This is a genomic window from Streptomyces niphimycinicus (genome assembly GCF_018883605.1).
Classification (GTDB): Bacteria; Actinomycetota; Actinomycetes; order Streptomycetales; family Streptomycetaceae; genus Streptomyces; species Streptomyces niphimycinicus.
On sequence record NZ_JAHLEM010000200.1, the window covers coordinates 22,062 to 32,010 of the forward strand.

Genomic DNA, 9,949 nt, shown 5'->3' on the forward strand with positions numbered 1-9,949 from the left:
ACCAGGCTTGGGCCGTCATTGATCACGGTCGGCGGGAGGGCGGGCAATGGGCAAGGGCGACGCGGTGGTGGTGGGCGGAGGGCTCGCGGGCACACTGGCCGCGGGGGCGCTCCTCGGCCACGTCGACACGGTCACCCTGGTGGAGCGCGACCGCTACCCGGAGCAGCCCGCCTTCCGCAAGGGCGTGCCCCAGGGCCGTCATCTGCATGTCTTCCTCAGCGGCGGACGGCGCGCCCTGGAAGAGCTGTTCCCCGGGCTGAACGGTGAGCTGGAGGCGGCGGGCGCGCACCGTCTGGAGGCGCCCCGCGATGTGATCACCAAGGCCCCCAACGGCTGGCAGCGCCGCTTCCACGAGGGCAGGCACGCCACGACGAGCTGCACCCGGGCGCTGTTCGACGCCACCGTACGGGCGCGGGTGCTGGCCGAGGCCGAGGGGTCCGGGACCCGGGTGGAGGTGCTCCAGGGCACCGAGGCCATCGGGCTGCTCGGCGGCGCGGACCGGGTGACCGGCGTACGGGTGCGGGCGCGCGACGCCGGGCGCGCCGAGCGGGAATTACCGGCCGATCTGGTCGTGGACGCCTCGGGGCGCGGCTCGCGCGCCCCCAAGTGGCTGGCGGAACTGGGCGCTCCGGCGCCGCGCGAGGAGATCGTCGACGCCGGGATCGGCTACTGCACCCGGATGTTCCGGCCCGCCGAGCCGCTGGACATGGTGATGGTCATCCAGCCGCGCCCGGACTGTCCGCGCGGCGCCGCATGGTCCCCGGTCGAGGGCGGCAACTGGCTGCTGACGCTGTCGGGGGTGCGCGGTCAGCATCCGCCGACCGAGGGCTCGGAGGTGCTCGGCTTCGTCAAGTCGCTGAACGAGCCGACGCTGTACGAGCATCTGCGGAGCTGTGAGCCGGTGTCCCCGCCGTACGGGTTCCGCGACACCTCCAACCGCCGCCGCCACTACGACGCCCCGGGCGCGCTGCCCGAGGGGTTTCTCGCGGTCTCGGACGCCGCCTGCACCTTCAACCCGATCTACGGTCAGGGCATGGCGGTGGCCGCCCTCAGCGGGCTCGCCCTGCGCCGCTGTCTGGCCGAATCAGGTCTGCGGCCCGGCTTCGCGGCCACGGCCCAGCGCGCCGTGGCCCGGGCGAGCGACACCGCCTGGCTGACCGCCGTCGGCGCGGACCGCCCGTACGCCGCGGACGCGGGCACCACACCCGCCGGGGCGGCCGAGCGGCTGCGGAGCTGGTACTTCGGGCGGCTGGCGGACCGGGCGGGGATCGACCCGGTGGTCGGCGCGGCGTTCCGTGACGTCACCTATCTGGCGGCGGGCCCGTCCCGGCTGCTCTCCCCCGGGGTCGCCCTGCGAACGGTGCTGCTGCCGAGGGCCCGGGGCCTGGCGGACCCGCCGCTGCGCGTGGAGAGCTGACCCGGGCCCGGGGCTTTCGCCGGGCGGAGCCCCCGGACCCCCGTCCCGTGGGCTCCGCCGCCCCCGGGCCTCCGGGGGATGCGCTCAGGCGCTCGCGTCCCGCAAATGCGCGGCTGCCGCCTGCTCCAGGTGGACCAGGTCACTGCTGACGGTGGCGAAGGTGAAGCCCTGGGCCAGGCGCCTGGCGGCAGTCGCCCCGTCCGGGCAGTGGATTCCGGCGGCGATGCCCGCGGTCCGTGCCTCCTGCGCGACCTTCGCCAGCGCCGCCTCGAACTTCTCCGCCACCGAGGTGTCGGTCGAGGTCCGGCCGCCGAGCGCGATGGTGAGGTCGGAGGGGCCGATGTAGACGCCGTCGAGCCCGTCCGCGGCACAGATCTCCGCGGTGTTGGCCAGTGCCTGGGCCGTCTCGATCATCACGATGCAGGCGACCCGCTGATTGGACTCGGCCGGGGCGGGGCCCACCCGCAGACCCGAGCGCATCGGGCCGTAGGAGCGCACGCCGAGCGGGGGGTAGCGGCAGGCGGCGACCGCGGCGGCCGCCTCCTCGGCGGTGTTGACCAGCGGGACGATGACCCCGCGGGCCCCGGCGTCCAGGGCCTGGCCGATCCAGAAGCCGTCGTTGGCCGGGACGCGCACCATACCGGCGGCGGTGCCGCGGGGGAAGTGTTCATGCTGTCAGCTTCTCTCGTTCTCTCTCGTTGAGCTTTTCCGCAGGCGGCTACGGGGTGGGCCATGGCGCGTTCACACCACGGCGTTCACCGGTTCCTCTCCCCGCAGGACGCGCACCACATCGGCGGCCACGGTGGCGCCCATCGCGGCGTTGGCCTGCTGGGTGAACGCGGCGCAGTGCGGGGTCAGCACCGCGTTGGGGGCGGTGAGCAGCGGATTCCCGGTGGGCGGCTCGGTGGCGAACACATCGATACCGGCCGCCGCGAGATGTCCGCTGTGCAGCAGCTCGGCCAGGGCGCCCTCGTCGACCAGCCCGCCGCGCGCCGTATTGATGACGCAGGACCCCGGTTTCATGGCCGTCAGTTCGGCGCGGCCGAGCAGCGGTCCGCCGGACGGCATCGGCAGATGCAGGGTGATCACATCGGCGGCCGCGATCAGCTCGTCGAGGGTCACGGCCGGCACCCCCTGCTCGGCGAAGACGTTGGCGGGAAGGGGGGGGTCGTAGGCGATGAGGTCCATGTCGAAGCCCCGGGCGCGGCGGGCGACCGCCTGGCCGATCCGGCCGAAGCCGACGATGCCGAGGGTGCGCCCGGCCAGTTCGGGCCCGAAGAAGCGGTCCCAGCGGTCGCCGGTGACCGAGGCGTGCGCGGGCACGATCCGCCGTACGGCGGCCAGCAGCAGGGCCATCGTCATATCGGCGACCGCGGTGGTGTTGCTCCCGGGGGCGTTGACCACGCGGACCCCGTGGGCGGCGGCCGCGGCCAGGTCGATGTTGTCGGTGCCGACGCCGTGTTTGGCGACGACGTCAAGTCCCGGTGCCGCGTCCAGGACGGCCGCCGTCACCGGGTCGAGCCCGACGACCAGCGCCCTGACCCCCTCGGCCTCCTCGATCAACTGCCGCTCGGTGAGCGGATGCGCCGCGCTCGCGGTGCGCGCCCGTACCCCGGCGGCCTCGAACACCTCCCAGGGCTCGCGCGCCTGCTGCCCGAAGCTGGGTGTGGTCACCAGGACCTCACGGCCGGCCCCGGCCTCGTTCGTCTCGTTCAACGCGCTCAACTCCCCACCCCGAACCCGAGGACATCGAGGACCGAATAGATTCCCAGGGCGCCGATGGCCGTACTGCTGAGCACCAGCGCGCCGTTCAGCACCGGGTTGCGGCGGAACCGCGGATCGACCTCCGTGGCGCGCAGCCGCCAGACCGCGATCACGACCGCGAGCAGGAAGATCCCGCCCGCGATGCCCCCGGCCTGCACCATCAGCACCGGCTCCTGGAGATAGAGGTAGAAGGCGGCCCACAGGGGCGGCAGGACGACGGTGAGCACGCGGATGACGCGCTGCCGGGCCTTGACGTTCCGCCAGTCGAACACGCCGAGCAGTCCGAGGGTGTTGGTCCACAGCCGCGGCACGCTCGCGGTGGAGGCGATGATCGTGGAGTAGAGGACGGCGATGGCGCCGATGAGGAAGAGGTACTTGCCCGCGAGGCCGAGGGTGTCGGTGTACATCCGGGACAGCGCGGTGATCATGTCGTTGCCCTCGGGCACCAGCTTCTGCCGGTGCAGGATGGCCGCACCGATGATGTAGAAGGAGAGCGTGCACAGGGTGCAGACGACCCATGAGGTGAGCGCGTCGATCCGCATCACCCGGATCCAGCCCTCGGCGCGCCGGGCCCGGGCCTCGGTGCCGTCGTCGGGGCCGGTCCAGCGGGCGTACCCCTTCTCCAGACACCAGTAGGTGTAGGTGGTCATCTCATCCGCGCCGACACCGGTGATGCCGAACATGGCGACGGCGAAGCCGAGCGTCCCGGCGGGGATGGACAGGGTCAGCCCGGAGGCCAGATCGGAGCCGCCGTAGCCGAAATCGGTCCAGGGCAGCCCGACCGCGAGGGCGACGGTGGAGAGGGTGAAGAAGACGACGGTGATGAACCCGGCCTTCTCCACCAGCCCGTAGCGGCCCGTATACATCAGCGCGCGGCGGCACCGCCGATCATGCCTCCGCGCTGGAGCATCTTGGCGAAGTCCATGAGGATCCACAGCACATTGATCCAGCCGACCCGGCCCACCTTGGGAGGGACCTGGCCATAGCCCGCCAGGGCGGTCTTGCCGGTGAGGATGGTCCAGCGGGCCAGCTCCATCTGGACCCACACCTTGACCAGCGCGCTGGCGATGACCAGCCACAGCAGCACGAAGCCCGCCTTGGCGCCCAGGGAGGTGGTGGTGATCAGCTCACCGGATCCGACCACGGCGGCGGAGAGGATCATCCCGGGGCCCAGCCGGCGCACCGTCCCGCGTAGATCGCGCGGCGGCTCCTTGATGTCGCCCGCCCGCAGTGCGTACGGATCGTCGGACGGCGCCTCGTCCCCCGTTCCGACCTGCGCCGGCACACTGTCCGCTGTCATGCGACCTCCCCGCTTCATGCGTGTTGTGAGCGGAACGCTCGCACGATTGCACGTAACACGCAAGACTCTGCGCAGTGTCCGCGAGGAAACAGCGCGGAATGCGCAGACTGGTAATGTTGCTCAGGGCTGCGCAGAGTCGCGCAGGGTGAGGGAAGGATGGGGGCCGCCATGAGCCAGGAGGCCGGTGTGGAGGAGCGCAGACGGCTGCGCGCCGGGGACCGCCGGGAACTGATCGCCCGAATGATCCAGACCGATGGCACGGTGGTCGTGGAGGAGCTGGCCCGCTCGCTGGAGGTGACCCCCTCCACCATCCGCCGGGATCTCGCGCTGCTGACCGAACAGGGCGTCATCGCCCGCACCTACGGCGGCGCGATGAGCGCGGGCCACACCGTCGAGCCCACCCTCGGGCAGCGCAGCGGGCTCGCGGTCGCCGAGAAGGACCGCATCGGGCGCTGGGCGGCCGCGCGGATCGGGCCGGGCGACACCGTCATCCTCGACGCCGGCACCACGACCGGACGGCTCGCCCACCATCTGCGCGCCCGCACCGATCTGACCGTGATCACCAGCGGGCTCACCACGCTGCGCGAGCTGGCCGAGGCGGACGGCGTCGAGCTGATCACCCTCGCCGGGACGCTGCGCCATGTCAGCCAGGGCTTCGTCGGGCCGCTCGCCGAGCTGACCCTGTCCCGGCTGACCGCGGACAAGGTCTTCCTCGGCGCCGACGGGCTGGACGCGCGGCGGGGCATCTGCGAGGCGAGCCTCCAGCAGACCTCGCTCAAGGAGATGATGGCCGACCGCGGCAAGGAGCTGTACGTGCTCGCCGACAGCAGCAAGCTGGGCCAGTCACCGTTCACCGCCTGGGCGCCGCTGGACCGGCCGTGGGCGCTGGTCACCGACAGCGGGGCCACCGATGACCAGCTCGGTCCCTTCCGGGCGCTGCCCGACGTCGAGGTGATCACCGTCTGACGACGGACCGCCCCGGTGCGGGCGAGGGGCCGGGAGCCTGGCGCTCCCGGCCCGCCCGGGTCAGTCCCGGTACCTCCGCGGCGCGGCCGTCACCGCGCCCGCCAGGCCGAAGCTGTCCTCGACCTCGGCCTTCTCGGCGGTGTTCGGGTAGGGGTTGGTGCAGGAGATCCCGGCGGTGGAGCCGGACATCAGGCTCGAACACGGCCCCGGCTTCATATCCGGCAGGCCGAGGATATGGCCGAGCTCATGCGAGGAGATCCGCACCGTGTTGTAGCCCTCGTCGACGGCCTGGCGGCCGAAGTAGATCGTGCCGCGGCCCAGTCCGGTGGAGAGGGTGCGGGGCCAGCCGTTGTCCGCGATGATGCGGACGTTGGCCTGCTGCCCGGACGCGGCCGGCTTCAGCTCCACGTTGGCCACGCTCTCGTTCCAGATCGCCGCGCCCTTGGAGACGGCGTCCTTGAACTCGGCCGCCCCGCCGGCGTCGTAGGTGACGACCCGCGCGGCGGCGGTGTGCTCCGCCGGGGCGGCGGAGGAGGGAGCGGCCACGGCCTGTCCGGCCGTCAGGGCGAGCACCGCCGTCACCGCGGCGGGTAAGGCACGGATGAACTTGCCGGATCTCACGATCGGCCTCCTTGTGGGGGAAGGACGGACAGAGCAAGTGGGCATGAGCATGGCACGCCGCCCAGCTCATCGGCCACTGTGCCCACACACCTTGCCTCATCCGGCCGGTTGTCCACAGGTGGTCACCGCGGGTTCCCGCGGGCCCCCTAGAATCGGCGGATGGCTCTTCCCGACACCGGCCCCGATACGAGCGCCGCGCTCGGCACCGATGCGAGCGAGGCGCTCGGCGTGCTGCACCGCGTCTTCGGTTACGACTCGTTCCGGGGAGGTCAGCAGGAGATCATCGACCATGTCGTGGCCGGTGGTGACGCGCTCGTCCTCATGCCGACCGGCGGTGGCAAATCGCTGTGCTACCAGATCCCGGCGCTGGTGCGGAAGGGCGTCGGCGTCGTCGTCTCGCCCCTGATCGCGCTGATGCAGGACCAGGTCGACGCCCTGCGGAACCTCGGGGTGCGGGCCGGGTTCCTCAACTCCACCCAGGACCTGGACGAGCGGCGGATGGTCGAGGCCGAGTTCCTCGCGGGCGAGCTGGACCTGCTCTATCTCGCGCCCGAGCGGCTGCGGGTCGAGTCCACACTGCGGCTGCTGGACCGGGGCACGATCTCGCTGTTCGCCATCGACGAGGCGCACTGTGTGGCCCAGTGGGGGCACGACTTCCGGCCCGACTATCTGGCCCTGTCCGAGCTGCATGAGCGCTGGCCCACCGTGCCCCGGATCGCGCTGACCGCGACCGCCACCGAGGCCACCCACTCGGAGATCGCGTCCCGGCTGAAGCTCCAGGACGCGCTGCACTTCGTGGCCAGCTTCGACCGTCCGAACATCCAGTACCGGATCGCCCCCAAGAACGAGCCCAAGAAGCAGTTGCTGGAGCTGCTGCGGGCCGAGCACGCGGGCGACGCGGGGATCGTCTACTGCCTGTCCCGCTCCTCGGTGGAGAAGACGGCCGAGTTCCTGGTCGCCCAGGGCATCGACGCGGTGCCGTACCACGCGGGGCTGGACGCGCGGATGCGCGCCGAGCACCAGGCGCGCTTCCTGCGGGAGGACGGTCTGGTCGTGGTGGCCACGATCGCGTTCGGTATGGGCATCGACAAGCCCGATGTGCGGTTCGTGGCCCATCTGGACCTGCCCAAGTCGGTCGAGGGCTACTACCAGGAGACCGGCCGCGCCGGGCGGGACGGGCAGCCCTCCACCGCATGGCTGGCGTACGGGCTCCAGGATGTCGTCCAGCAGCGGAAGATGATCGACACCTCCGAGGGCGACGAGACCCATCGGCGCCGCCTCGGCGCCCATCTCGACGCGATGCTGGCGCTGTGCGAGACGGTGGAGTGCCGCCGGGTGAGGCTGCTGGCCTACTTCGGCCAGGAGTCCGCCCCCTGCGGGAACTGCGACACCTGCCTCACGCCCCCGGAGTCCTGGGACGGCACCATCCCCGCGCAGAAGCTGCTGTCCGCGGTGGTGCGGCTCAAGCGGGAGCGCAACCAGAAGTTCGGCGCGGGGCAGATCATCGACATCCTGCTCGGCAAGAAGACGGCCAAGGTCATCCAGTTCGACCATGACGCGCTCTCGGTGTTCGGCATCGGCACGGAGCTGCGTGAGGCCGAATGGCGCGGCGTGGTGCGGCAGTTGCTGGCGCAGGGGCTGATCGGCGTCGAGGGCGACTACGGCACGCTGGTGCTCTCCGACACCAGCTCGGAGGTGCTGGGTCAGCGGCGCGAGGTCAGGCTGCGGCGCGAGCCGGAGAAGGCGCCGCGCGCCGCCAAGGGGAAGACGGGGGCTTCGGGGAAGTCCAAGAAGGCCCCGGTGGATCTGCCCGAGGAGGCCATGCCGGTCTTCGAGCGGCTGCGCGCCTGGCGTGCGGCGACCGCGAAGGAGCAGGGCGTCCCCGCGTATGTGGTCTTCCATGACGCCACCCTGCGCGAGATCGCGATCCTCTCCCCCACCACGCTCGATGAGCTCGGCACGGTGAGCGGGGTCGGCGAGAACAAGCTGGTGAAGTACGGGCAGGGGATTCTGGACACCCTGGCCTCCTGACGGTACGTCGGTCCGGGCCCGGTCACCGATGGGTGTCCGGGGGTTACCGATGGGTGTTACCTGAGGTAACGTCAGGCCGTGCAGAAGACGGTGGCCGCCGGGGGCTGGGGTGCTCCGGCGGCCACTCATCTCCTCATGCCGTTCTCGCGCCGTTCCTCACGCCGTACGCGGGCTCTCCTACAGCTCCTTGATGCGGATGTCGCGGTAGGAGATCACATCGTCGGTGCTGTGGACCTGGAGACCGATGTACCCGGAGGAGTACCGGCGGCCGTCCGTACCGGGGTCGTCCCCGCGCGGCGGGGTGAACTCCTGGCCGCCGGTGTTGTCGAACTCATTGAGCAGCACACCGTTGCGGTAGATCGAGTAGTGCTGACCGACCACCCGGATCTCATAGTCGTTCCAGCTTCCCTTGGGGGTGACCCCGGCGCCGCCGAGCCCGACCCGGTCGAAACCGTAGATCGATCCGGTCTTGTACATATCGCCGTCGGGGCGGTCGAGGATCTGCACCTCGTGCCCGTATTTGATGGCGACCCACTCCGGACGGGACTCCTCGGGGTGGTCATGCACATAGGGGAAACGGACGAAGACACCGCCGTTGGCATTGCCCGTCCCGGGTGCGTCATCGCGGAACTGGAGCTTCAGCGAGAAGTCGTCGTAGGTCCGCTGCGGGAACCACAGCATGCCCATGCCCTGGACCGAGGTGCTGCTGGTGATGCTGCCGTCGTCATTGAGACCGAAGGCCCCGCCGCCCACGTGCTGCCACTTGTCCAAGGACTTCCGGGTGCCGTCGAACAGCGGGCGGTAGCCCTCGTCCTGACCGGGCTTGCCGATCCCGGACTGCTTGGCCGCCTTGTTGATCGCCCGGTACTCGCGCTGGTCGATCACGCCGTCGGTGAGCAGCTTGTCGGTGACGGCCGTGACGTGCTTGAGGAACAGGGCGTGGGAGGACCAGTCCTTCTCGTCCTCGATCAGCTCATTGATGGTGCAGCGGCTACGGGTGATGCGGTTGGGGACGCCGGTGTCCACCGTGCCGACGATCACCGTAAGGCGCTCGTCCCACTCCGGGCACGCGGGTGCGGGCACCCCGCCGCCCTCGGCCACGGTGAACGCCAGTTGCCGCGCCTCGGAGGTGTTGCCCGCCTTGTCGGTGGCGCGGTACGCGACGGTGTGGCGGCCCACCCGGTCCACCGCCACGGGGGTGGAGTAGGCGAGATACGGACCGCTGTCCAGGGAGTACTCGACCTTCGCCACCCCGGAGTCGTCGTCGGTCGCGGTGAGCGAGACCTTGGCGCTGCCCACATAGGCACCGTCGGAGTTCTTCGTCCCGTCGACCGTCGCGGAGACCGCCGGGGGTGTGGTGTCCTCGGCCGGCGGGGCCACCACGGTGAAGTCCACCGACTTCACCTCCGATACGTTCCCCGCCTTGTCCGCCGCCCGGTAACGCACCGTGTGGGAGCCCGCGTCATGGACCATCACCGGACCGGTGTAGGGCTGGAACTCCCCCTGGCCCAGGGCGTAGTCGATCCGGTTGACCCCGGAACCGGTGTCGGAGGCGGTGATGGTCACGGTGGCCATGCCGATGTAGGCACCGGACGGGTCCTTCTCACCGGAGACGGTGGCGGAGGTCTCGGGCGCGGTGGTGTCGTCCGTCGGCGGCGCCACCACGGTGAAGTCCACCGACTTCACCTCCGATACGTTCCCCGCCTTGTCCACGGCCCGGTAGCGGATGGTGTGCTGGCCCACCTGGTGGACCATCACCGGGGCGGTGTACGGCTGGAACGCCGCGTCCCCCTCCGCGAACTCGATCCGGTCCACGCCCGAGCCCTCGTCGGTGGCGGACACCGTGACGG

The 9,949-nt window shown here is 71.2% G+C and carries 9 protein-coding genes; 3 read left to right on the forward strand and 6 right to left on the reverse strand.

The features are described from left to right. Positions 1-46 precede the first annotated feature (46 nt). On the forward strand, positions 47-1,417 hold the full coding sequence (locus KN815_RS19285; RefSeq protein ID WP_216343189.1) for an NAD(P)/FAD-dependent oxidoreductase: 1,371 nt from the start codon (positions 47-49) through the stop codon (positions 1,415-1,417). 84 nt (positions 1,418-1,501) lie between these two features. Here KN815_RS19285 and KN815_RS19290 read toward each other — a convergent pair whose 3' ends face one another. The 4 genes from KN815_RS19290 to KN815_RS50505 all read right to left on the reverse strand — a co-directional run bounded on the left by KN815_RS19290 (position 1,502) and on the right by KN815_RS50505 (position 4,481). Further along, positions 1,502-2,056, reverse strand: a complete 555-nt coding sequence (locus KN815_RS19290) for an HpcH/HpaI aldolase family protein (RefSeq protein WP_216343190.1) — start codon at positions 2,054-2,056, stop codon at positions 1,502-1,504. 102 nt (positions 2,057-2,158) lie between these two features. Then, entirely contained in the window at positions 2,159-3,133 is a 975-nt protein-coding gene (locus KN815_RS19295; RefSeq protein ID WP_216343191.1) for a phosphoglycerate dehydrogenase, read from the reverse strand. 5 nt (positions 3,134-3,138) lie between these two features. Continuing rightward, complete coding sequence (locus KN815_RS19300; RefSeq protein WP_253209079.1) at positions 3,139-4,047, reverse strand: hypothetical protein; 909 nt, start codon at positions 4,045-4,047, stop codon at positions 3,139-3,141. Then, positions 4,047-4,481 (reverse strand): Nramp family divalent metal transporter, encoded by a 435-nt coding sequence (locus KN815_RS50505; RefSeq protein ID WP_253209080.1) that lies wholly within the window; start codon positions 4,479-4,481, stop codon positions 4,047-4,049. Before KN815_RS50505 ends, KN815_RS19300 begins: the two co-directional genes overlap by 1 nt. A 168-nt stretch (positions 4,482-4,649) precedes the next feature. Between KN815_RS50505 and KN815_RS19305 the strand changes: the two genes are divergently transcribed. After that, positions 4,650-5,447, forward strand: a complete 798-nt coding sequence (locus KN815_RS19305) for a DeoR/GlpR family DNA-binding transcription regulator (RefSeq protein WP_253209081.1) — start codon at positions 4,650-4,652, stop codon at positions 5,445-5,447. Positions 5,448-5,507: 60 nt separating this feature from the next. On the opposite strand, the gene KN815_RS19310 is transcribed toward KN815_RS19305, so the two are convergent. Further along, a complete protein-coding gene (locus KN815_RS19310) occupies positions 5,508-6,068 on the reverse strand; it encodes a snapalysin family zinc-dependent metalloprotease (protein WP_216343193.1) in 561 nt (186 codons plus the stop codon). 159 nt (positions 6,069-6,227) lie between these two features. On the opposite strand from KN815_RS19310, the gene recQ reads away from it, so the two are divergent. Continuing rightward, positions 6,228-8,099 (forward strand): DNA helicase RecQ, encoded by a 1,872-nt coding sequence (recQ, locus tag KN815_RS19315; protein WP_216343194.1) that lies wholly within the window; start codon positions 6,228-6,230, stop codon positions 8,097-8,099. 177 nt (positions 8,100-8,276) lie between these two features. Here the strand turns inward: recQ and KN815_RS19320 are convergent. Beyond that, positions 8,277-9,949 (reverse strand): OmpL47-type beta-barrel domain-containing protein (locus KN815_RS19320; protein WP_216343195.1); only part of this gene is annotated, 1,673 nt, incomplete at its 5' end.